At 56.9% G+C, this 23,679-nt stretch carries 21 protein-coding genes and 1 riboswitch; of the genes, 12 read left to right on the plus strand and 9 right to left on the minus strand.

The genetic code is table 11. The features are described 5' to 3' along the window. Positions 1 to 2 precede the first annotated feature (2 nt). From QMQ05_RS13895 to QMQ05_RS13910, 4 genes are all read left to right on the plus strand, one after another. Positions 3 to 1,331, plus strand: a complete 1,329-nt coding sequence (locus QMQ05_RS13895) for an enolase C-terminal domain-like protein (protein WP_345470927.1) — start codon at positions 3 to 5, stop codon at positions 1,329 to 1,331. 128 nt (positions 1,332 to 1,459) lie between these two features. Further along, entirely contained in the window at positions 1,460 to 2,401 is a 942-nt protein-coding gene (locus QMQ05_RS13900) for an AEC family transporter (protein WP_345470929.1), read from the plus strand. A gap of 17 nt (positions 2,402 to 2,418) precedes the next feature. Continuing rightward, positions 2,419 to 2,643 (plus strand): AEC family transporter, encoded by a 225-nt coding sequence (locus QMQ05_RS13905; RefSeq protein ID WP_345470931.1) that lies wholly within the window; start codon positions 2,419 to 2,421, stop codon positions 2,641 to 2,643. A gap of 8 nt (positions 2,644 to 2,651) precedes the next feature. Continuing rightward, complete coding sequence (locus tag QMQ05_RS13910) at positions 2,652 to 3,350, plus strand: AEC family transporter (RefSeq protein WP_345474762.1); 699 nt, start codon at positions 2,652 to 2,654, stop codon at positions 3,348 to 3,350. Positions 3,351 to 3,385: 35 nt separating this feature from the next. Here the strand turns inward: QMQ05_RS13910 and QMQ05_RS13915 are convergent, their stop codons facing one another. Beyond that, entirely contained in the window at positions 3,386 to 4,336 is a 951-nt protein-coding gene (locus QMQ05_RS13915) for a LysR family transcriptional regulator (protein WP_345470933.1), read from the minus strand. 101 nt (positions 4,337 to 4,437) lie between these two features. Here QMQ05_RS13915 and QMQ05_RS13920 point away from each other — a divergent pair, with 101 nt between their 5' ends. The 3 genes from QMQ05_RS13920 to QMQ05_RS13930 all read left to right on the plus strand — a co-directional run bounded on the left by QMQ05_RS13920 (position 4,438) and on the right by QMQ05_RS13930 (position 7,284). Beyond that, on the plus strand, positions 4,438 to 5,760 hold the full coding sequence (locus tag QMQ05_RS13920) for an enolase C-terminal domain-like protein (RefSeq protein ID WP_345470935.1): 1,323 nt from the start codon (positions 4,438 to 4,440) through the stop codon (positions 5,758 to 5,760). Continuing rightward, positions 5,754 to 6,746: an NAD(P)-dependent oxidoreductase gene (locus tag QMQ05_RS13925; RefSeq protein ID WP_345470937.1), complete on the plus strand. Its 993-nt coding sequence runs from the start codon at positions 5,754 to 5,756 to the stop codon at positions 6,744 to 6,746. Before QMQ05_RS13920 ends, QMQ05_RS13925 begins: the two co-directional genes overlap by 7 nt. Before the next feature lie 94 nt (positions 6,747 to 6,840). Further along, positions 6,841 to 7,284, plus strand: a complete 444-nt coding sequence (locus tag QMQ05_RS13930; protein WP_345470939.1) for a MarR family winged helix-turn-helix transcriptional regulator — start codon at positions 6,841 to 6,843, stop codon at positions 7,282 to 7,284. 13 nt (positions 7,285 to 7,297) lie between these two features. On the opposite strand, the gene QMQ05_RS13935 is transcribed toward QMQ05_RS13930, so the two are convergent. After that, a complete protein-coding gene (locus tag QMQ05_RS13935; protein ID WP_345470941.1) occupies positions 7,298 to 10,513 on the minus strand; it encodes a DEAD/DEAH box helicase in 3,216 nt (1,071 codons plus the stop codon). Between the two features lie 138 nt (positions 10,514 to 10,651). After that, positions 10,652 to 10,772: riboswitch (SAM riboswitch) on the plus strand. A 29-nt stretch (positions 10,773 to 10,801) separates the two neighbouring features. Here QMQ05_RS13935 and QMQ05_RS13940 point away from each other — a divergent pair. Continuing rightward, entirely contained in the window at positions 10,802 to 11,353 is a 552-nt protein-coding gene (locus QMQ05_RS13940; protein ID WP_345470946.1) for an OsmC family protein, read from the plus strand. A gap of 73 nt (positions 11,354 to 11,426) precedes the next feature. Here QMQ05_RS13940 and QMQ05_RS13945 read toward each other — a convergent pair whose 3' ends face one another. The 5 genes from QMQ05_RS13945 to QMQ05_RS13965 all read right to left on the minus strand — a co-directional run bounded on the left by QMQ05_RS13945 (position 11,427) and on the right by QMQ05_RS13965 (position 17,419). Next, entirely contained in the window at positions 11,427 to 12,482 is a 1,056-nt protein-coding gene (locus tag QMQ05_RS13945; RefSeq protein ID WP_345470948.1) for an L-idonate 5-dehydrogenase, read from the minus strand. Beyond that, complete coding sequence (locus tag QMQ05_RS13950; protein WP_334121454.1) at positions 12,472 to 13,242, minus strand: SDR family oxidoreductase; 771 nt, start codon at positions 13,240 to 13,242, stop codon at positions 12,472 to 12,474. Before QMQ05_RS13950 ends, QMQ05_RS13945 begins: the two co-directional genes overlap by 11 nt. A 259-nt stretch (positions 13,243 to 13,501) precedes the next feature. Then, complete coding sequence (locus QMQ05_RS13955; protein WP_345470950.1) at positions 13,502 to 15,361, minus strand: glycoside hydrolase family 3 protein; 1,860 nt, start codon at positions 15,359 to 15,361, stop codon at positions 13,502 to 13,504. Next, a complete protein-coding gene (locus QMQ05_RS13960; RefSeq protein ID WP_345470951.1) occupies positions 15,318 to 16,058 on the minus strand; it encodes a tyrosine-protein phosphatase in 741 nt (246 codons plus the stop codon). Before QMQ05_RS13960 ends, QMQ05_RS13955 begins: the two co-directional genes overlap by 44 nt. Positions 16,059 to 16,069: 11 nt before the next feature. Next, a complete protein-coding gene (locus QMQ05_RS13965) occupies positions 16,070 to 17,419 on the minus strand; it encodes an MFS transporter (RefSeq protein WP_345470952.1) in 1,350 nt (449 codons plus the stop codon). Positions 17,420 to 17,565: 146 nt separating this feature from the next. Here QMQ05_RS13965 and QMQ05_RS13970 point away from each other — a divergent pair, with 146 nt between their 5' ends. Further along, complete coding sequence (locus tag QMQ05_RS13970; protein ID WP_345470954.1) at positions 17,566 to 18,189, plus strand: TetR/AcrR family transcriptional regulator; 624 nt, start codon at positions 17,566 to 17,568, stop codon at positions 18,187 to 18,189. A 68-nt stretch (positions 18,190 to 18,257) separates the two neighbouring features. Here QMQ05_RS13970 and QMQ05_RS13975 read toward each other — a convergent pair whose 3' ends face one another. Then, positions 18,258 to 18,965, minus strand: coding sequence for a FadR/GntR family transcriptional regulator (locus QMQ05_RS13975; protein ID WP_345470956.1), 708 nt, complete (start codon positions 18,963 to 18,965; stop codon positions 18,258 to 18,260). A 26-nt stretch (positions 18,966 to 18,991) separates the two neighbouring features. After that, on the minus strand, positions 18,992 to 20,668 hold the full coding sequence (locus QMQ05_RS13980; RefSeq protein WP_345470958.1) for an L-lactate permease: 1,677 nt from the start codon (positions 20,666 to 20,668) through the stop codon (positions 18,992 to 18,994). 147 nt (positions 20,669 to 20,815) lie between these two features. Between QMQ05_RS13980 and QMQ05_RS13985 the strand changes: the two genes are divergently transcribed. Genes QMQ05_RS13985 through QMQ05_RS13995 form a run of 3 tightly spaced genes read left to right on the plus strand, consistent with a single transcriptional unit; the run spans position 20,816 to position 23,678 of the window. Next, complete coding sequence (locus QMQ05_RS13985) at positions 20,816 to 21,580, plus strand: (Fe-S)-binding protein (RefSeq protein ID WP_334121442.1); 765 nt, start codon at positions 20,816 to 20,818, stop codon at positions 21,578 to 21,580. A gap of 17 nt (positions 21,581 to 21,597) precedes the next feature. Beyond that, a complete protein-coding gene (locus QMQ05_RS13990; RefSeq protein ID WP_345474764.1) occupies positions 21,598 to 23,049 on the plus strand; it encodes a LutB/LldF family L-lactate oxidation iron-sulfur protein in 1,452 nt (483 codons plus the stop codon). Next, entirely contained in the window at positions 23,046 to 23,678 is a 633-nt protein-coding gene (locus QMQ05_RS13995; RefSeq protein WP_345470961.1) for a LutC/YkgG family protein, read from the plus strand. The genes QMQ05_RS13990 and QMQ05_RS13995 overlap by 4 nt, the downstream gene beginning before the upstream one ends. Position 23,679: the final 1 nt, after the last annotated feature.

The following is a 23,679-nucleotide window of genomic DNA, read 5'->3' on the forward strand; positions in this document are numbered from 1 at the left end:
GCATGAGTGCACAACCAACTATTGCGTCGGTAGAAGTCATTCCAGTTGCCGGTCATGATTCCATGTTGCTGAATCTCTCCGGCGCACACGGTCCTTTCTTCACTAGAAATATCGTGATCATTACCGACTCTGAGGGACGCACCGGTTTGGGTGAAGTACCCGGTGGTGAAGCCATCCGCTCCACCATTGAAGAAGCCGGGGCGCTGATCAACGGTGCACCGGTAGCTAAGTACCGTTCCCTGTTGCGTCAGATTTCCAGCCGTTTCGCAGACCGCGACAAGGGTGGACGTGGAGCACAGACTTTTGATTTGCGCACCACCGTTCACGCGGTGACCGCAGTAGAGTCAGCCCTCTTAGATCTGCACGGTCAGTTCCTCTCAGTTCCGGTCGCCGAACTGCTTGGCGACGGCCAGCAACGCGACGCGGTACCAATGCTTGGCTACCTCTTCTACGTGGGTAACCCTGACGCCACGGACCTTCCTTACCTTCGTGAACCTAACGGTGCCGATGATTGGGAAAAGATCCGTCGCGAGGAGGCGATGACGCCACAGGCCGTGGTTCGTTTAGCTGAAGCTGCCCAGAAGCGTTACGGGTTCAAAGACTTCAAGCTCAAGGGTGGAGTTCAGGAAGGCGATACTGAAGTCGATGCAGTCATCGCACTCAAGGAACGCTTCCCTGATGCTCGCATTACTTTAGATCCAAACGGCGGCTGGTTGTTAGAAGACGCTATCCGTCTAGGAAAGCGGATGCGTGGCGTCGTCGCTTACGCTGAAGACCCATGTGGTCCGGAAGGTCGCTTCTCAGGACGTGAAGTCATGAGTGAGTTCCGTCGTGCCACTGGTTTACAGACGGCAACCAACATGATTGCTACCGACTGGCGCGAGATGTCGCACGCGGTGCGCACCAATGCGGTTGACATTCCGCTGGCAGATCCACACTTCTGGACTATGTCTGGTTCCGTGCGCGTGGCTCAACTCTGCGATGAATTTGGTCTTACCTGGGGATCTCATTCGAATAACCACTTCGATATTTCCTTGGCGATGTTCACGCAGGCTGGTGCGGCTGCTCCGGGCGAAATCACTGCCTTGGATACTCACTGGATTTGGCAGGATGGGCAGGGTCTAACCGAAGAACCACTGCAAATCCGAGATGGTCAGATTGAGGTTCCGCAGCGTGCTGGTCTGGGTGTGGAGTTGAACCGCGAACGCGTGAACGAAGCACACGAGCTCTACTTGGAGCACAGTCTAGGATCACGAGACGATGCGGTATCAATGCAATATCTCATTCCGGGTTGGAGCTTTGATTCCAAGAGCCCGGCACTGGTTCGCTAAAAAATTGATATTGAATACATGAGCGCCATGGGGACGGCTGGGCCAACATCTAATGTTGACCCAGCCGTCCCCGCGGTGTTCTCTGCCTGTACTCGTACGGGCACCCAGAAGGACAAGCAGGAGAATAAATGCAAGGCGTGATGCAAGGTTTCGCGGTAGTCCTCATTCTGATTGGGGTAGGACTCGCCACCGCAAAATTTCTCCCAAGTAAGCGCCAAGCCATTTCCTCCGGGCTGACACCACTGATTTTTTACATCACCAATCCTGCTCTGATGTTCATCCTCTTGGCCGATGCTGACTTAGGCCTGGTGCTCGGTGTTTTCACCCCCATTGCTTTGCTCACCGCTGCATTGACCGGTGCACTATTTGCGGTGTCCTCCAGAGTATTTCTGAAGACCCCTGCCCACGATCTCCCAGCGGCCGCCATGGCCACGAGTTACGTTAATGCAGGGAACATCGGTATACCCTTGGCGCTCTATGCCGTGGGCAGCACGACCCCCGCAGTGTCCGTCTTGATAGCCCAGTTGCTTGTCATCGCGCCTGCCTATTTATGCATGTTCGCGTTGGTATCGCGCAAGCTCAATCCAGCGACTCAAGAGTTACCGCTGGGCAGAACGATTCTTAAATCTATTGCCAATCCGGTAACTATCGCCACAGCCATAGGTGCCTGTTTTTCCTTCTTCCATCTCAAGCTTCCCGAAGTTTTACATGACCCCTTGGAAATGCTGGGTAATGCTTCGATTCCGCTCTTACTGATGGCCTTTGGCATGTCTTTGTACGGTCAAAAGCCCTTGGCCGAAAAGGATGGCCGGCCAGAAGTTTTGCTGGGCAGTGCGTTCAAAGTTGTTGTCATGCCCTGTGTCGCGTGGAACATGGGAAGGTTCGTTTTCGGCCTTGAATCAATAGAACTTACGGGAGTTGTGGTGATGGCAGCGTTGCCTACCGCGCAGAATGTTCTCTTGTTCAGTCAACAGTTTTCTTTGAAGCCTACTGTGCCTCGGGAAGTAATCCTGGCCAGTACCTTCTTGTCCATCCCGGTAGCATTATTAGCAACGTTCCTGTTGAGCTAGGAGTTCAAACTCGTCTCATGTTTGGTGTCTTTGAAGGATTTTTCGGTATATGGGCCATCATCGGTATTGGCTACTGGGCTGCAAAGAAAAACATCTTTGGTCCTGAAGGGCGCATGATCCTCAACCGACTCACTTTCTTCATCGCCTCCCCTGCTCTACTGTTCACCACGATTGCTGGAGCCAATCCCCAAGAAGCTTTAGGCTCACAACTTTTTATCGCGCGGGGCTTTCTGCCAGCGTAATTTTTGCACTGTTCTATTTACTCTCACGCTGGTTATTCAAGCGCTCGGCCGGTGAACGAACAATCGGCGCGATGGCGGCATCAACGGTGAATGCCGGAAACCTCGGGTTACCCATCGCCCTCTACGCGTTGGGAGATATTTCCCTAGCGGCACCGGTGGCTCTATTTCAGATGGCCATCATGACGCCCGTGTCACTGTCGATGATGGAGAAAGCGACCAGCAGTAAAGAACCCGGTGGACAAAGCGTGCTGGTGCGAACCCTATCTAACCCGATGATTATCGCTTCGGCCGCAGGCCTGGCTTGTTCGATATTTCATTGGATGCCACCGCAGTTGCTACTAACTCCTATCGAATTGCTCTCTGGAGCATCGATTCCGGCCATGCTCTTAGGCTTCGGCATTTCATTGGTGGGCTCTAAGCCTCTTCAGAAGTCAACGCAGCGACGTACCGAAGTCTGGGTTGCCGCCGGGCTCAAACTCGTGGCTCATCCGCTCTTGGCGTGGGCGCTGGCCGCCTGGGTCTTCAGGCTTGATTCCACGGGTCAATATATCGCGGTCATCATGGCCGCTCTACCTACCGCGCAGAATATTTTCGTCAATGCAGACCGGTATAGCGCAGGAATTACTATTGCGAAGGACACCGTATTGGTCACCACGATTTTGGGTATTCCAGTGATGCTGGCCTTTGCAGGTTTATTGCACCCTTAGCCCTGCGGAGAACTTGCCGGGCTGTTTTGAACAACTCACGACTTCTTTGGCAACGACGCGTTCTCCGGAATGCTCGACCCTTCAACAGTCTCCAACGACTCAATAAAAACCTCGCGCAAGCGTTGAGCAGCAGGATTCACCGAGCCTTCTTCCCACGCAATAAAAATGTCCGAATGGTTCAAGTCTTGTAGTCCGTCCGGGCCAGTTAGCTCCTCAAACACCACGCCAGGCGGGGCGAAGTCCATTGCGCTGGCTGGTACGAGGGAGACACCGAGTCCCACCGCCACTAGTGCCATCAGCGCAGGAATCTGGCTCGCGATTTGGGCGATAGTTGGTTTGCTACCTACAGAATCAAATAGCCGAATCACCAGATCGTAGAAGTACCGCGCTTCGTTCGTTGAATACATCATCAATGGCAGCCCTACCAGCTCTTTGATGAGTACACCCTTGCCGGTGACTAAGTGGTGTCCCGACGGCAGGGCCACCACAAGACGGTCTTTCTTCACCAGACACGATTGAACGCCCGGTCTAGTAACCACCGGACGCAACAAACCAACATCAATATTTCCGCTGCTCAGTGCATCGAGCTGGTCAATGGAGACAGCTTCACGCAAAACCAAGGTGACATCTGGCAGGTGGCGTGCTGCCGTGGATAACAATGCTGGCAAGACCGATTGTCCTGCCACCGAGGTGTAGCCAACGACCACCGACCCGGAATCACCGGTTGATACACGTGAGACTTCGATACTCGTTCGACGACTCAAGTCCAAGAGACGGCGTGCATTCGGCAATAGGACTTCTCCAGCTGCGGTGAGCTGCACATTGCGCGAGGTTCGGGTGAAGAGCTTGGCAGACAGTTCGCGTTCTAACAGCTGGATCTGTCGACTCAACGGAGGCTGAGTCATGTTCAATCGTTCAGCGGCGGCACCGAAGTGGAGTTCTTCAGCGACAGCGACGAACGACTCCAGTTGAATGAGCGAAAACATCAATGCTCTCCTTGAATCGTTGATTGCATAAGTTAGCTTGGACAGGTATCAATTTGGGCTTCTAAGGTGATTCTAAACCCAGACGACCAAGGGAGTAGCTCATGTTGGATGCAACGACGCAACAAGTCTTCAGCCAAGACCTGCCAGATCAGCAACCGTTCTGTAGGATTCAAAAAATCGAGGTCACCCCGGTAGCCTTCGCTGACCCTCCGTTGCTTAACTCTGTGGGCGTTCATGAACCGTACGCGTTGCGTGCCATCATCGTGGTCCACACGGACAGCGGACACTACGGCCTAGGCGAAACCTATGGCGATGAAGTGCACGTGAATCGTCTGCGCCGAGCAGCCGAAGAACTGATCAACGCTGATCCTTTCAACCTCAACGTGATCTCCCGTCTGGTATCAGCTTCACTACGCCAAGATGACGGCCAAGGTGGGCACGGAACCGGTGGCATGGTCACCACCACCTCACTTGATGATCGTGTGCTCTCCGCGTTCAACGTTGCCTGTCTCGACATCCAAGGCAAGATCCTCGGCCTGCCGGTGAGCACACTACTCGGCGGGGCTGTACGGGAACATGTAGATTTCAGCGGCTACCTCTTCTACAAATGGGCGGCCCACCCCGGACAAGAACCTGATAAATGGGGACCCGCCGAGGACCCTGCAGGAATCGTCGCTCAAGCTCGCATCATGGTCAACGACTACGGATTCCGTGCCCTGAAGCTCAAGGGTGGGGTGTTCCCTCCAGATCAAGAGGCCGCAGCGATTGAAGCTTTGCACAAGGAATTTCCTGACATTCCGCTGCGACTAGATCCCAATGGAGTGTGGAGCGTGCCAACCGCTATCAACGTTGGACACCGGCTAGAGTCCTCACTCGAATATCTCGAAGACCCTTGTTTGAGCATTGCAGATAACGCCGCGGTGCGCGCAGAAATTTCTCTGCCTATTGCCACCAATATGTGTGTGGTTTCCTTTGCTGATCTCCCACCGGCTATGGATGCCAAGGCCATCGATATTGTGCTCTCGGATCATCATTTCTGGGGTGGGCTTAGCCGGTCAAAATTGCTTTCCGGATTTGCAGAAACCTTTGGGTTGCGTCTTTCGATGCACTCTAATTCGCATCTTGGCATCAGTTTTGCTGCCATGATCCATCTTGCTGCAGCGACCGAGAACATCGACTATGCGTGCGACACTCACTGGCCTTGGAAGCGCCAAGAAGACGATGTCATTGTGCCTGGCGTGTTGAGCATTCAAGAAGGGCGCGTCAAAGTCCCCACAGCACCGGGTCTTGGAATCGAATTGGACCCTCAGGCCTTGGAACGCATGCACCAGCAGTATCTCGACAGCGGACTTCGCCAGCGGAACGACACCGGCTACATGCAATCCATCGATCCTAGCTACGAGCTGAAGAGCCCAAGATGGTAAACCCGCTCAAGATCGTGGTCAGCGATCCTATTGTGTCCCGCTTCGAATCACGCTTCCGTCAGTTAGTGCCAGAGCACGAATGGCATTTCATCGCAGGCCTGCCCAGCGAGGATCAATCAGAACAGATTGCCGAAGCTGATGTGCTGGTCTGTGCCAAGCTGTCACCCGAAGATGCCCAACGATGCCAGGCGGGCCTAGTACATGTCACGGGTTCGGGTACGGACCGGGTGGCCTTGGCATCCCTGCCAAAGACGACCCGGGTCGCTACGACGTCTCATCACGAACGGTCCATCGCCGAGCACATTCTGATGGTCATCCTCGCTCACGAACGTCGTTTGTTCGAAGTCACCAATGAACTACGCGATGGACTATGGAAAACAGTGGCTACCGACCAAACTGTCCCCATGTTCCGGACTTTTAAGGATCTGACTATCGGTTTCATCGGGATGGGCGGCATAGGACGCCAGACTCTTGCGGCCGTCTCTGCTTTGGGGGCGAAATCTGTAGCGGTTCGTCGCAACATATCAGCCACGGCTGAAGCCGACGAAAACCTGTTATGGGTCAAGTCCATGGAGTACTTACCGTTGCTTCTCGAGTCCAGTGACGTGGTAATTCTAGGATTGCCGCTGACGGATGAAACCCAGAATTTGCTGGGTGCAAAGGAATTTGGTCTCATGCGTGAAGATGCGTTGCTCATCAACGTTTCACGTGGGCCAATTGTTGATGCCCAGGCCCTACTGGTTGCTTTGGAACGCAAGAGCATCGGTTGCGCTGCATTAGATGTTTGGTGGGAAGCTCCGCTCAATAAGGTAGCTCCCGAGCTGACCCAACGGCTCGCGGCTCACCCACAAGTGATCGCTACCCCGCATTATTCAGGCCATGCCAAAATCACCTTTGAGCCGCGTGTCAATGAAATCTGTAAAAACATCGATGACTACGCAACTCAACGCTCGCAGTTAGTCACGGCAGCTGGCGCAGAGAGTTGAACTCGAGTTTTGATCATGTGCCACTAATTCACATTTGAGGCACCGCGTCAGGAAAATTCTGCCTTGGCGCGGTGCACTCCATAGAATGGTGCCCATGCAAGATGAAAAGCTGCTGCAAATGGTTGAAGAAGAGTTCACTGCGATACTTCTGCACGCCAGGGACATGATCATTCGGCGTGCCAAGGCCGTACACCCAGACTTGCAGGCGCCCGGATACCGACTTTTGTCGTTAGTGATCCGTGATGATGCGCAGCAGCAGGGTGCTTTGGCTGAAAAACTCCGTCTTGATAAAGCAACAATTTCGCGTTTGGTTCAGCAGCTAGAATCCCTCAATCTGGTGAATCGCACGCAGGATCCCTCAGACCGTCGTGCTCAGCTCGTCTCCGCAACGCCCATGGCTCATGAGAAGTGGCGCGATAGCGGGAACACCTTGCGTCAAGAGCTACGTAAGCAGCTCACCGAGTGGGAAGAAAGCGAACTACAGAACTTTGGGGAACTCTTGCATCGTTTGAATATCAGATTCGACGAACTCGTCTAGCTACTAGCCTCGGCTATTCCATCAAGGCCAAGAAGTCATCTGCGCTCAGGGCTGCTTGCTGCCCTGCCTGCCCCTCGGCACCTAGAACATCATGGAACAGTTGCGTCTTCTTTGCTTGCAGTGCCAAGACCTTTGATTCAATGGTGTCCTTGGCAACCAAGCGGTAAACATACACAGGGTTCTGCTGACCAATGCGGTGTGCTCGGTCAATAGCTTGGGCCTCGGCTGCGGGATTCCACCACGGGTCCAACAAGATGCAGTAGTCAGCAGCCGTGAGGTTGATACCAAAACCACCAGACTTCAGTGAGATGAAGAAGATCGGGAAGTCACCATCGGTGAACCCGTCAATCAGTTCCTTTCGTTTAGGGGAGCTTGTTGATCCATCAAGATACCCATGATCGATTCCTAGTTCTTGGGCCACAGCTTTCGCCTTAGTCAGGAAGCTAGTGAACTGACTGAATACCAAGACCTTGTGGCCTTCAGACACGGCATCGCTCATAAGTTCGCGCAGCAATTCCAGCTTGGCGCTGGCGCCCTCACCTTCACCGACCAATGAGGGATCTAGAGCTAGCTGACGTAGCAACGTGAGAGACTGCAGGATCTTGAACCGGTTGGAATCAACATCATCAACCAACCCCAGGACTTCTTGGCGCACTCGTTGGAAACGGCGGTCATATGCTTTGCGATGGCTTGGTTCCAGCTCCACTTCCAGAATCTGTTCCGTCTTGGCAGGGAGTTCAGGGACCACTTGTTCCTTGGTACGGCGAAGGACAAAAGGACGCAAACGGCTCTTGAGCCGATCCAGCCGTTCCTTATCCCCATCGGAAATCTGCTTCTGGTAGTTGTCCTTGAACGCGTTGTGGCCACCTAGGAGACCTGGAGCTGCCAGGGAAACTAGGGCCCACAGCTCCATCAGGTTGTTCTCCATCGGAGTACCAGTCACAACAAACTTGCACGGAACGGGTAGCTGTCGGGCTTGTTTGTATCCCTTGGAAGTATGGTTCTTCAGTTGTTGGGCTTCATCCATGATCAGTACTGAGAAGCCGGCAGCTTCAAACTCTTCATAGGACAGGCGGAAGATTGCATAGCTGGTAACGATCAGCTGGGCATCACCCAACTGCTCTGCAACGCTCTGCCCAGACTTCTTTGAGGTGGAGGTTATCCCACGCGTTTTGAGTTGTGGCGCGAAGCGGTGTGCCTCATTAATCCAGTTCCCGACCACGGAGGTCGGTGCCAGCACGAGGAATTTCTGATCCGGGTTCTCTATACGAGCCTGTTCAAGGCAAGCCAACAGCTGGACGGTTTTTCCTAGGCCCATGTCGTCTGCCAACACGCCACCCAACGAGTGGGTTCTCAAGAAGTTCAGCCATGCCACTCCCTGTTCTTGATAGGGACGCAGACTGGCTCTAAAACTCTCTGGTAGCTCTACCTTTTGGAGCTCTTCACCACTGGAAAGTTCATTCATGTTCTGTAACCACTGGCTATGTTGAGCCTCGATAATGCCCAGGTCCAGTAGCTCCTGCCACCAGTCAATGCTCAACTTGTGAACTCGAATGGTATTGCCTTCGACCTTGCCTAGTTCGCCGGCTTCGTCGATCAGCTGTCGCAGTTGCGCGAAATCTTCGCTAGCGATGGGAATGACGGTCATGTCATCAAGGATGAGATAGTCCAGATGCAAAGTTAGCGCAGAAAGTAGCAGCGCAAATGGCACCTTAATATCATCGATCGTGACCTCGACCGTTAGGTCAAACCAGTCTCCGGTATTTTCGCCAGCTTCAATGTTCACCGTGGCCGGAGCATCAATGAGCCGATACTCGGGCAAGTCATTGTTGGCTTCGATCAGGATGTCTGGATGTTCTTCTAAAAAGGGCAGGGTGTACAGCATGAAGTCGATGGACTCGTCGATGGACAGTTTCCGATCTTCATAGATCCCACGAGAGTTGATGGGTCCTAGCGAAGAGTCGTCGCCTAGTTTGTCATTGATCGAGTCGATGATTTCTTTTTCAACGCTTCGCTGCCTGCTCGCTTTAGCTGGGTACTTCCAGGTGTAGTGCAGGCTCACCGACTCCGCATTGCTCGATACTCGCAGTCGAAGTGCCGGGCGGGGTGCTGCAGGAATATCGTAAGAAACATCGGCACTTTTTAGTGGTGCCAACTGTCGCATGCGTTCCAGATGGGACTCTTCAAAACGTCCCACATCTGAAGATGGAATGAACTGCACGCCGGAGGCCATGAAGGTGGCGAGTTCAGGTGAAACTGGTTCGGCAAATTCTGCCAGTCCCCAATCCTTGGACTTGTCCAAGGCCCTGACCGAGTATGCAAGGAGAGTCGGTGGATTGCCAATGGGCAGCAAGTGCGTATGCTCCGGCTCAGGTCCCTTAAGGATCCCTTCAACGGTTAGACCATTTTCACCACGACGCATGTCCAAGTATGCGTGAGCCTGGGCCTCGCTAAAGGTCACTGCTACTTTGCCTGACGTCAGACCATTGATGATCTCAACCCCAGCTGCGCGTAGCTCAGCAAATGCGTCTAATAGGTCTTTGCCGGGCAGTTCCATCAGGGAGACCCAGTCTGTGGCATCCCACACGTGGCCGAATTTCTGCTTTTGAGCTTGCTCTCGCAGTCGATTCAATTCCATAACAGCACGGCGCTGTGCACGAGGAAAGCGTTCGTCAAAAGCTACAGATTTCCAGCTGACTCCTGACTGCACCCAAGGGCTCTTGGCACCGCGTTTAGCAGGCCGAGCTTGAAGGGTCAGCAAGTCATCACTGCCATAACGAGGGGTACTGATGAATTTCAGGATCAAGCCCAGCGGTTCCTCGACGATCTCCTCTTCGTCTTGCTCCACCGGTAATAGTCGATTGAGGTTGCGCTCCCATTGGGGTATGGCGTTACGCCGCCAAGCGAATGGGTCAGCTTCACTTTCTGAAATGATCAATGGGTCATATTCGTCATTGACGATCTCTAAAAGTAGCGCGGCAATATCGGAGCAGGAACGCTGGCCCGGGTGGCCATCACAATATCCATCGAATTCGATGCTATCGCTAACAAGGCGAAAGGATGCCAACACTTCGCGGCCCACGACGACACCAGTGACGCGTACACTTCTGCCTTCGTGATAACGGTAGACATCGTGGACTAGGCCTGCTTTGTAGTACATCTGCCCTGCACGAAGTTCGTCGTCGGTCACCAGTAAATCCAGTGATTCGTAGTCGAGTTGGAATTCCAAGTTCGCCATCCATAGGTAGTGCGTTTCAGCAGATTGCTACCCTCCATCCTATCGACGGGCAGAGACAGGACGGGCATGACGAAACGTTAAGTGGATACTTTACTGAGCGTGGTTTCGACAGCTAGAAAGGAAGTACTGAATCACGAGTTCCGCTCATAACAGCCCTGGCTGAGTGGACGGCAACCCTCTAGGCCATTGTGCGGGGTGCCCCAGGTGAAGATTCGACGCTTCTTGAAATCCAAGAGCGTAAACGATGGCGCCCCTGCGCCAGAAAGGGGATAACTCCCCATGCCTAACGCAACCACCACTCTTTCCGTCGCCGAAGACCGTGCACAGCGCCTGCAAGAAGCAGGGGCCGGGTGGGGCGAACGAATTTCGGCTGCACCGCACAGCGCTCAATTGACCTTCAGCGTTCAGGGCGAAGGTTTTGATTCTGTAGCCACGAACATCCGAGCCGGCAAGCACACCTTCAGTGTCGATGAACCAGCAGCACTCGGCGGTAGCGACGTCGCAGCCAGCCCTGTCGAGTATGCGCTGGCGGCACTGGTCTCTTGCCAAGTCGTGGTTTACCGGCTCTATGCTCAGAACCTAGGTATCCAGGTAGACGATGTACAGATCACCGCCGACGGGCAGCTTGATGTTCGCGGGCTCTTCGGCATTGATACCTCGATCCGCCCTGGCTTCTCCTCGATAGATCTCAAGGTGCAGATCGCCGGGCCAGAATCTGCCGAACGCTACGAAGAACTGCGCCAAGCCGTGGATGCTCACTGCCCGGTGCTTGATCTCTTCGCCAATCCGGTCCCAGTGACCACTTCGGTGCAGGTTACCGAAGCTAACTAGCCTGGCCTAAGTCAAAAACGCGGGGGTGGTCTTCCAAATGGAAGGCCACCCCCGCGTTTTAACTAGCTCAGGTCTACTTGTCTAGGAAGTTCAGCAGAACCTTACCCGAGCTTGAGGAATCCTTGGCCGTTTCAAACGCCTCAAGACCGTCAGCCACCGGGAACTCATGGGTGACCGCAGCGGAGATCTGCAAGGAACCATCGGCGAGAGCCGCAAGTACCTCATCGATTTCATCGTTGAAGCGGAAGGAACCAACCAGTTCCAGTTCACGGGTAATCGCCAAAGAGATCAAAGCTGGCTGTTCACCGGTTGGTAGCAGGCCAACCATGACGACGCGTCCACCACGCACAGCACCGCGTACTGCTGAGGCCAAGCCGCGGTAGTTACCGCTGGCCTCAATCACCACGTCTGCACGCACCTGCGAAATGGCCTCCAGGTCATCGGCACGCAAAGTGGACGTGGCACCGAGCTGAGTTGCGATCTCCAGTGGCTTCTCGTGCATATCTACTGCAACAATTTCACTGGCTCCAGCACGCTTGAGCACCGCGATAGCCAACGCACCAATTGGGCCGGCACCAATCACCAAGGCCTTCTTGCCAGCAACATCCCCGGCGCGCGACACCGCATGCCAGGCTACTGCCGCTGGTTCCGCCAAAGCTGCATCACGCAATGACAGGCCCTCAGGAAGTTCGCGCAGCATTCGAGCTGGCAGATTCACTTCGTGGGCAAAAGCTCCCTCGGTGTGCGGGTAACGGGCCGCCGAGCCGAGGTAGGTGCATCCAGGCGAGAGGTTTGGGCGCTCTGATGGGTATGGCTCGCCGGTTTCCCCAGGGGTGGCCGGGTGTACGGCAACCTTGGTTCCGGCTGCTGGGCCGGTGCCATCGGCTGCTGCCTGAAGCACGGTGCCGACGATCTCATGGCCGAGGATCATCGGGGCTTTGAGAATTGATTCGCCGGCAGCCCCATGGCTCCAGTAGTGCAGGTCGGATCCGCAAATACCGCCATAGGCAATGGCGATGCGGGCTTCATCGGCAGCCGGTGCAGCCAAGTCGATCGGCTCAATGCGTAGGTCACCAGCGGCGTGAGCGACAACGGCTACGGTGCTGGTGGCTAAGGTATTAGACGACAACGCTCATGCCTCCGTCGATGAAAATGGTTTGACCGTTGACGTAGTTAGAACCATCCGAAGCCAGCCATACTGCTGGTCCAGCCAGATCTTCCACGGTGCCCCAACGAGCAGCTGGGGTACGTCCAAGAATCCACGAGTTGAACTTCTCATCGTCCACCAGGTTCTGGGTCATTTCGGTGTGGATGTAGCCCGGCGCGATGCCGTTAATCTGCAGGCCTGAAGCTGCCCATTCGGCGGTCATGGCGCGGGTGAGGTTGCGCAGGCCGCCCTTGGCTGCAGTGTAGGCAGAAATGGTTGGGCGAGCCAGATCGGTTTGTACCGAGCAGATGTTGATGATCTTGCCTTCGCCGCGTTCAACCATGCCACGGGCGACTTCGCGACCCACCAAGAAGGCACTGGTCAGGTTCGTATCGATAACTCGCTGCCAGTCAGCAACTTCTAGATCGAGCATCGGAACACGGTGCTGGATTCCTGCGTTGTTGATCAGGATGCGGATGGAACCGATGTTCTTTTCAATGGCGGCGATGTTCTCACGAACTGCGGCGTCATCGGTGACGTCAAAGCAGACGCTGTGGACTCGGTCAGCGCCGTAGCGGGTGCTGAAGTCGGCGGCGGTTTCGGCTAGTCGTTGCTCGTCGCGGCCATGCAAGATGATGGTGGCGCCAGCGTCGGCCAGGGCACCGGCAAGTTCGCGGCCAATGCCGCGGGATGAGCCCGTTACTAGGGCTAGTCGTCCGGTTAGGTCAAATAGTTGACTCATGAATTCCCTCGCATGAAGTGTCGATGGTACATCGACGGGAACTCATCGCTGGGGTAACCCAGCGCGTACATCCGAAAAGTAGCCCCGTCGCTCTCTCAAAACATATCAGACTTATGATGCGCGTAACACCTAAAAGTCGGATTTATGAACCTGTGAAATATAGTGCTCTCTGCTATTAGGTCAGCAAAAAGCATCGAGAAAAGAGCCATTAATGTCAGAAACCCGGGGCCGCAATGGCCCCGGGCATCATCGAAAAACGCTACCAGCTCAGTCCATGCCCGAAGCGGTACACCGGGTCTTCGGTATCGAAGGGCACGTCCTCCCGCGCAGCGCGGACCGCCGCATCCGAGCGCGGAATATCAAAGGGCAGTTTGCCTGACACATTGGCGGCGCCGGTGGCCGCGTCCAGCAGCACCTCGTCCGACACCCCAAACGTCCCGAACAACGCCGCCAACGGCAGTTCGGTGAAGGGTGTCAGCACCGCCGCGCGCTCTAAGAACACATCAAGAACGGTCGGCACAATGGAGGCAATCTCGGTGATATGCACGATGGTATCGGCCGAAAATTCCAGTGTTCCCTGGTGGAAGTGCGCTTCCATCGACCCTGGCGGAAGTACATCGTAGGGCGCATCAATGCGCAGGATCGCAGCGTCCGCCAGTCGCGGATCTTCAACCACCTCGCCGAACCGGGCCGCCACCTCTGGATCGATGCCCTCAACGTAGAGCTTCGGCCGGGCCGGCAATTGCAGCGGCGCTCCGGCCAGCGCGATGACGGAGGCAGCCTGCACCTTGCGGGCCAGCGCCAAGTTCTCTGCCGTCGCAACTACCTGACCGATCTGCTCTGCTGGCAGCACGCCACCAATCAGTCCACTCACGCTGATGTTCTCATTCGAGTCTTCGGCAGGTTCGCCGAGCAACCCATCAAGCAGACCCAGGCGCTGCTTATCACGCAGCACCCGCGCCACCGATAGATCCAAACGTTCCTCGGTGACCAGCCCACGCTCCACCGCCTGCAGGATCAGCGACGGGTCATCTTCCCCGCCCAGCTGGTCGACCCCGGCGGCGAAGAGCATGCCGACACGTTCCACGGGCGGCACGTCGAGCATTCCCCACGCACGCACCGGCAGTTCAAGGCCGAGCTTCGGCACGCGCATTCCGGTGACGATGTTGAAGTCGGTGACCACCACCCCGTCGAAGCCCATCTGTTCTCGTAACAGCTCGGTGATGATGCCGTGCTGGAACGCGAAGCCAACCTCCTCAAAACCGGTACCCACAGGTGCGGCATACCCGGGCATCATCATGGCCACGCCTTCCCGAATCGCCGCGGCGAACGGTTCCAGGTGGCCGTCGAACCGGCCGCCGGGATACACGGTGTTGCTCCCCTTTTCGAAGTGCGAATCCCAGCCATCGCGCTGTGGTCCGCCGCCCGGGAAGTGCTTCGCCGTGGCAAGCACGCGATCCTGTGCGCCGCCGGATTGCAACCCGCGCACGAAGGCTGCAGTCATTTCGGCGGCCAGTTCGGGGCTTTCGCCAAAGGTCCCGGAGACCCGCGCCCACCGCGGTTCGGTGGCCAGGTCTGCCATGGGATGCACCGCAATGTGGATGCCTACGGCCCGCAACTCGCGGGCCATCATGCGCGCGGTGTCCTCCACCAAGTCGGGGTCGGCCGTCGCAGCCAGGCCGATCGGTTCGGTGATTTCACTGAACCCTGCCCCGGACTGGCTGACCTGCGCGTTGCGCGCCCGGCCATGGGTAGGGTCGGCACCGACCGAGACCGGGATGCCCAGCCGGGTCTGCGCCGCCAGATCCTGCAGCGCGACGTTCCATTGAGCCAGTGCGCGCACGCTGGGGGTATTCATCAGGCCGACGTGGCCGATCATGCGTTCAACGATCAACTCGCGTGTCGGGGTGAATCCCCACGGGGACTGATCCTCCCGGCCTTCCCAGACACTCCCGTCGGGGTTCAGCATGATCCGTGCGGCGAGCAGGGCGCCGGCCTTTTCGGCCAGGGTCATGCGCTGTACGAGGTGTTCAATGGTTTCTACATTGGTACTTGTCTTCATGGTGTCGTTGTGTTTAGCTTTCCACCAGTCGTACAGCCAAGCGCTCCAGCTGGTCATCTAACAATCCGTGTCTCAGCAGATAGCCCTGGGCCGAGCCGAAGCCCTCGTAAACCCGATCCATGGCCGCGTCGAAAGCGTTTTGGGAGGTCCCGAAGATCAGCTCGCGGGCCGCTTCGGTGTCCGGGATTTCCACACCGTGGGCGCGAGCCCCGGCAAGCATTCGCTCTGCCCAGGCACCGGCAAGATGCTGACTGGAGACAATGTAATCGGCTCGCACCTGATCTAGGTCGGCGCCAACGGCCAGTAGGGTGAGCGCGACGGCCAGTCCGGTCCGGTCCTTGCCCGCGGTGCAGTGGATCAGCACCCCGCCTTCGGCATCCGCGACGGTGCCTGCAGCCCGGGCGAACGCCGCGCCGCTCTCGGTCACGAGCTGCTGATAGATGGTTTCAAGCGTTGGCAACTGCGTTACTGAAGTGGGCATCGCGCCGTCGAGCAACGGCAGGGCGACCAGGCGCGGGGTCAGTGAATCGGTAGCCAGGCCAGGAGCTCGCTGCACTTCTGCTTCGCTGCGCAGGTCGATGACCGTGCGGATACTTCCCGAGGCAAGGTCCTGTCGGCCAGTCGCACTCAGGTCGGAGACTGATTCCGAGCGGAAGAGTACCCCGGGACGGATCGTACCGTGTGCGGTGGTGATTCCGCCCAGGTCGCGGAAATTGACCAGGCCGTCGAGTGAAAGGGTGGTTGGATTATGCATGAGATGGTTCCTTAGATTCGTTCAGCGACCGGGGCCGCCTCGGGTACGGACAATGATGCTGGCTCGGTATCCTCGATCTCGCCTGCCCGGGCGGAGAGGATGGTGCGGAAGCCAATCACCGCGAGGCAGGAGAGCAACACGGCGGCGGCCGCACACAGGTAGAGCGCCAGGTAGTTCTGCTCTCCCCCAGCAATTGGATCCCCGCTGCCGATCAGTAACAGCGCCGGCGCCATGGCTGGGGCGATGGTTTGAGGCAGGGTCTTGGCCATATTGAAAATCCCGAGGAACTTACCTTCATTCCCCTTAGGCAGTGCGCGCATCGCCAGGGCAAGGTCAACCGAGTAGTAGCCACCCATGGCAATGCCGGACAACGCGACCCCCAGCAGGTACACCGTCAGATCATCGGTGAATGCGGTGAGTACCAGGCTGGTGATCATCAGGCCGATCGAGACGAACAGCGTGCCGCCGTAGGATCCGCGACGCGAAACAAACATGCCGACCGCCCACGACACCGTCGCCATGAGCACCATGGAAAACATGGCGGTCATCAGCGATAGCCGCGTCGCGTCTTCCACCGGCATCTTCAGTCGGAGCATGATGAAGAACAGTCCGAAGCCACCCACCAGCGTGTAACCGGTCTGCATGATGAAACGTTGTAGGGCGAGAAAGGCGAAATTCGGGGCTTGCCGTGGGTCAAAGATGAAGGAGGTGAAGATGGCTGAGATGCTCATCCGCGGGGTGCTCGCGCTTGTTGGCGGTGGATCTTTGACGATCAGGCAGGTGATCACGACGATGACCGCGGCAAGTGCCGGCATCGCTAAGAACATGACCGGCAGGCTGCCTGCCCCCAGCGCCGCGATCGCATAAGCCGAGAGTGGGCCAAGTGCCGAGGCGGCTCCGAAGATCCCGGAGGCTTTGCCCCGTTCATGATCCGGGATTTGCTCGGCGAGCATCGCGTTCAGTGAGGCGAAGACGGCGTTGTATCCGGCCTGAGCCAGCGCCCAAGCGATGACGAGCATTGGAATACTGGTAGAAACCAACATCAGTCCCGAGGCAAGCAGACCTACCAGGATGCCACCAAAAATCCAGGGGCGGCGCCGGCCAAATCGGCTCCTGGTGCGGTCCGAGAGCCCACCGAACAATGGGTTGGTGATCAGCGCGGTGGCACCGCCGACCGCGGTGACCAGTGCAACGGATGCTTCTTTTTGGCTGCTCGGGACCAGTTCGAGCACCTTCAGTGACAGCGCGGCGGCCATCGGGGCGACCAGCGCGCCGAAGGTGGCGAATTCAATCAATGCCAACAGGGAGATTTTCCTGATGGATGAACGCTGTGCGGGCGGGGCAGCAGTGTTGCGTGGCATTCCGGATCCTTTCGAATGAATGATGGCGCGAAGTGGCGACAACATCAATAGGAACAGTGCGAAACGACGCGAAAAATAAAACCTAGTGACCACTTGGTTAACTTTCTGACCCCTAACTCTTCACCGGCACATGACACAATGACCCCATGCAACAAACAGTCGACGGTCGAGTCCAGCGGGGCCTAGAGCGCCGCGAAAGAATCCTAGACGCGGCGGTTCGCCGCTTTGCTCGACGCGGATACGAAGGCACTCGCATCGCCGATATCGCCAAAGACGCGGGCATGACCGACGCCGGATTGATCCACCACTTCCCCTCAAAAGAAAAACTCTTCCTGGCTGTTATTGAGCGCCGCGAAGAGGTCTACGCGCCGGTGACCGGCAGCTTTGATTCGGTGGCCGAATTCTTGCACGCGCTCATTGCCTCGGTAAAAGCCGCCTGCGCCGAACCAGAATATTTACGCTTCCGCGCCATGCTCAGTGGTGCCGGAATGATCGAAAATAACCCCGCCACCGCGCACCTTGAAGGTCGACTCCGTTTGGCAGTCGAACGCTTGGTTCCACTATTTGCCGAAGGCATTAAGCGCGGCGAACTACTACCCGATCAGCAACCACTGCCCATGGTCCTGCATATTCTGGCCCTGAATGACGGTCTTCGCGCGCAGTGGGGGCAGGCTCCGGACCTCATCGATTACGCTGGCACTTTCGAAACCTCGATCGCGGCCGCCTATCGTGCATTCTCCGGGCGCACGCTGCCGCCGACCCATGGATAACGACTAATCATCGTCGGGCATTGGCCTCCGCGGGCAAAAAAATAAGGGCCCACAAGGGGCCGAACTTTTTAGCGCGTCTGCGAATAGAACCAGTTGATGTGCTCTTCGAGCAGTTGAGCTGCGCGCTCGCGCTGGTTGGTAGCGAAGGCATGATGGATGGCCTTGTGCTGACGACGCAGGACCCTGACGATCGGTTGCCATGATTCATCATCTGGAATGGACGCGGCAACATAGTCACTAATGGAGTTGCGCAGCGATTCCATCATGGATTCCACCACAGCGTTGCCAGCCATGGAGGCGAGCAAGACGTGGAACTCCGCGTCAATGCGGTGGAAGGCTTCACGCGAGAGTTGGGCATCATCCATACGCATGATCAGCACCGCGGTGCGGTCAATCACCTGTTGCGCGTGGATGGGATCTCGCGGGTTCATCTGTGCTGCCCAGGTTTCTAGCAGGATGCGGGATTCAACAATCTCGCGCACGTTGATCCCCTTGGCCGCCAGGTGCAGGCGCAAGGCTTGAGAAATTCCGGCCGAAGGATTGGAGACAATCACTGCCCCGGAATTCGGACCGGACCCCGTGGAAGTCTTAATGATGCCCATCACGTCAAGGATACGGATGGCATCGCGTACCGAAGCACGGGAGATCCCATGTTGCTCCGCGAGCGCACGTTCACCGGGAAGTTGATCTCCCACGAATAACTTCTCAGTGCGCAAATCTTCCTCAATAGCTTGAAGAACAATCTGGTACGCACGCGGAGCTGGGTTTACTGGCATCGGATCTATTTTAGCCGTTCACTTGGCTAAGGAAGCATCCATGAAAGCACCGGAGTGGACTGCAGGTAAACCAGGCAGCACAGCACCAGCAGCATTCCCAGAGACCAACCGGCAACCTTCTTCAGGATCACCGATTCCTGGCCTTCCATCTTCACACTGGTTGCGGCGATGGCCAGGTTCTGCGGGGAGATCAGCTTACCGACCACACCACCGGAGGTGTTGGCAGCTACCAGCAGGTGCGGATCGATGCCCGCATTCACGCCAGCGGTCTGCTGCAACTTAGCAAACAGTGCATTGGCGGAAGTATCCGAACCGGTCACCGCGGTGCCGATCCAGCCCAAAATTGGTGAGAGGAAGGCGAAGAATCCGCCGGCACCAGCCAGCCAGGTTCCCACGGTAATAGTCTGTCCGGACAGGTTCATCACGTAGGCCAAGCCAAGGACCGAGAGAATGGTCAGCGCGGCGAAACGCATGTTGTAGATGGTCTTGCCGATTTCAGCTAGGCCTTCACCGAAGGTCATTGCATACTTGCCGCCATCGGTATTGCGCGAGTAAACAAAGGCTACGATCACGCCGGTGATCAGCAGCAGGGTACCCGGTGAGGACAGCCAGGAGAAGGTGTACATGGTCGAGGAGACTGCCTGACCGTTGGCATCAACCACATGACCGTGTAGTCCTGGCCAACCGAACTTGATGTCGGTGCTAGCCAACCATGCTGGGATATCGATACCGAGCTTCCACAGCTTGGCCAGACCGAAGATCACGATCACCAAGAGGTATGGGAACAGCGCCATCCAGGTGTTACCGACATGCAGCTTGCTTCCCTGCTCTACAGGGATTGCTGCCGCTTCGGGGGTCAGTACTCGGGCGCGAGCTTCCTCGGCACCCTTCGGGCTCCAGAAGCGAAGCAGGATCACAGCAGCAGCCAGGCCAACCAGCGAGGCGACAATGTCGGTGAGTTCATACGAGAAGTAAGTGGAGCACAGCCACTGAGCGACACCGAAGGAAATACCAATGGTCATGGTGGCAGGCAAGACCTGACGCACACCGCGCCAGCCATCGAGAATCAGCACCAAGATGGTGGGAACAAACAATGCCAGCAGCGGTGACTGGTGGCCAACGACGGCACCAATTTCCTTGGCTGGAATACCGGTCAGGGCACCGGCGGTGGTGATGGGAATCGCCACAGCGCCGAAGGCTACCGGAGCGGTATTAGCGATGAGCACCGCGCAGGCTGCGCGCAAGGGCGAGAGCCCGAGGGCCAAGAGCATGGTGGCGGTAATGGCTACCGGGGCACCAAAGCCTGCAAGGGCTTCAAGGAGTCCACCGAAACAGAAAGCGATCAGTACTGCTTGGATGCGCACATCCCCGCCACCGATAACGTCAAAGACGCGACGTAGGTCTTCAAAGCGACCAGATTTCACGGTGACTTGGTAGAGGAAGATGGCCATGACCACGATCCAGACGATCGGGAAGGCGCCAAAGACCATGCCCATGATTCCTGAATTTAGGGCCATGCCGACCGGCATTTTCCAGCCCAGGATGGCGACGATGATGGCTACCGCCAATGATCCCAAACCGGCCCAGTGGGCCTTGGTTTTGATCACTGCTAGCAGTACAAAAAATGTGAGGAGGGGAATCAGCGCGATCAGTGCAGAGATCGCAACGCTCCCAGCTATGGGTTCGGTGGAGGGAGTAAACACGGTGTGGGCGTCCTTGCTCGAGTGTTGGTCTGACCATATGTGGTCCGACCACCAAGAGTACAACGTGAGTGTCATCACAACAAGTCTTGACTATTGCAAAACTTGTCGCATAGTATGGTCAGACCACACCTGAAAGAGTCATTTATTATGCGAATAGCTCTCTTTGCCACGTGCATCGTGGACGCTATGTACCCGGAAACAGCCAAGTCGACCGTGAAGATCCTGGAACGCTTGGGTCATGAAGTAATTTTCCCGAAGGCGCAAGCCTGTTGTGGGCAAATGCACATGAACTCCGGCTACATGCCCGAAGCTTTGCCCGTTGTCGAAAACCACATCAACGCCTTTGACACCGAAGACTATGACGTCGCGGTTGCCCCGTCGGGCTCCTGCGTTGCTTCGGTCAAGCACCAGCACCCCTACCTCGCTGATCGCTTGGGCAAACCAGAACTCAAAGAACGAGCCAAGGCAGTCGGCGCGCGCACCTATGAACTAACCCAACTATTGGTTGACGTTCTGGGCATCACCAACGCGGCCGAACAATTGGGCAGCTACTTCCCCGAAACCATCACCTACCACCCTTCCTGCCACGGCATGCGTTCGCTAGGTTTGGGCGACCGTCAGCTGGATCTGCTCAAGACCGTCGGCGGCATCACCGTCAACGAACTACCAGAAGCCGACCAGTGCTGCGGCTTCGGCGGCACCTTCTCCATCAAGAACGCTGATGTCTCTTCGGCAATGCTCGAAGACAAGGTGAAAAACATCTGCTCCACCGGTGCCTCCGCGTGCTCCGGCGGCGACGCTTCCTGCCTGATGCACATCGGCGGTGGCCTCTCACGTACCGGCGCCAAGCCAAAGACCTTGCACCTGGCCGACATCCTGGCCAGCACCATGGAAGAGACGGTGTCACTGTGACTCAGGTATTCCTCGGCATGCCTGCCGGCGGACAGGGAAACCTGTTCGAGCAAGAACCCTTCCCCAAGGCTGCACACCGCGAACTGGGCAACACCCAGATGCGCAAGAACCTGCGCCACGCCACCCACAGCATCCGCGATAAGCGTCTGAAGGTTGTCGGTGAACTTCCCGACTGGGAAGCACTGCGTGATGCCGGCAGCACCATCAAGAACAATTCCATGGCCACCCTCGAGGAACGGTTACTGGAATTCGAAAAGAACTTCACCGCCCGCGGCGGTGTGGTCCACTGGGCTCGTGACGCTGACGAAGCCAATAAGATCGTCACCGATCTGGTCCGTGGAACCGGCGCTACCGAGGTGGTCAAGGTCAAGTCCATGGCCACCCAGGAAATCGGCCTGAACGAACACCTAGAAAGCGAAGGCATCGATGCCTTCGAAACCGACCTCGCCGAACTCATTGTTCAGCTGGGCCACGATAAGCCAAGCCACATTCTGGTCCCGGCCATCCACAAAAACCGCACCGAAGTGCGCGACATCTTCCTCAAAGAGATGCCGGTGGTTGACCCGAATCTCACCGATGAACCAGCCAAGCTAGCCGAAGCGGCCCGCGCTCACCTGCGCAAGAAGTTCCTTGCTGCCAAGGTCGCCATCTCCGGTGCCAACTTCGCACTAGCCGATACCGGCACCCTGGGCGTTGTGGAATCCGAAGGCAACGGCCGCATGTGCCTGACCCTGCCCGAAACCCTGATCACCGTCATGGGCATCGAAAAGGTCCTGCCACATTGGGAAGATATTGAGGTCTTCATGCAACTACTCCCCCGGTCCTCCACCGGCGAGCGCATGAACCCTTACACCTCGCTGTGGACCGGTGTCACCGAAGATGATGGCCCGCAGAACGTTCACATTGTGTTGCTTGATAACGGACGTACCCGTGCACTGGCGGACCGCTTCGGTCGCACGGCGCTGAACTGCATTCGTTGCTCGGCCTGCATGAACGTGTGCCCAGTCTATGAGCGCACCGGTGGCCACGCCTACGGTTCGACCTACCCCGGCCCGATCGGCGCGATCCTCTCCCCACTGCTCACCGGCATTGAGGTCGAAGAAAACGGTTCCCTGCCTTACGCGTCCTCGCTGTGTGGTGCTTGTTATGAAGCCTGCCCAGTGAAGATCAATATTCCTGAAATCCTCGTGCACCTACGTGGTGAAGACGTGGATGCTAAGCGTGAGAAGCACAAGCTCCCGACCCAGATGGACCTGCTGATGAAGGGTGGTTCCTGGGCCTTGGGTAAGGGCAAGAATATTGGTCTGCTCGAAAAGGCGTTACCGCTGGGACGTTTGGCTGCCGGCAAAGATAAGAAGATCAAGAAGTTGCCGGGCATCGCCGCCGGGTGGACTCAGAGCCGCGACATTCCAGCCCCACCGAACAAGTCCTTCCGCGACTGGTGGAGCGACGAGAAGGAGTCCAAGTGAGCGCGAAAGAAGAAATCCTAGGCCGCATCCGTACGGCTCTGGCCGATACTCCGGTCACCGAAGAAGTTCCTCGTGAATACCGCACCACGTCCACGATGAGCCAAGAGCAGCTCATTGAACTGTTGGTCGACCGCTTGGTGGACTACAAGGCTGGTGTTGACGTCATTGAGGCCGAGCAGATTCCTGATTTTGTGGCCTCCAAGCTCAAGGACGCCAGCAGCGTGGTTTACCCGCAGGGTTTGGATGCACGGTGGCTTTCTGCGCTAGGTTCCGAAGTAGAACTTCGACTGGATGCCCCGGGGGCTCGTTTGAGCGTGGCCGAGCTGGATGCCACCAGCGCAGTGGTCACTTCTTCGGCGGTCTCGGTTGCCGAGTCGGGAACCATCATCCTCGATGGCCAACCCGATCAGGGGCGTCGCGCGATTTCACTGGTCCCCGATCACCACGTGTGCATCGTGCCAGTGTCCACAATCGTGCAATTACTGCCCGAGGCCATGCCACGACTGAGCATCACCCGCCCGTTGACCTGGATTTCTGGCCCATCGGCCACCAGTGATATTGAGCTGGAACGTGTCGAAGGCGTCCATGGTCCACGCACCTTAGACGTGCTGATGGTTCGCGGCCTGTAGT

The sequence above is a fragment of the Glutamicibacter sp. B1 genome, assembly GCF_039602135.1.
GTDB lineage: Bacteria > Actinomycetota > Actinomycetes > Actinomycetales > Micrococcaceae > Glutamicibacter > Glutamicibacter ectropisis.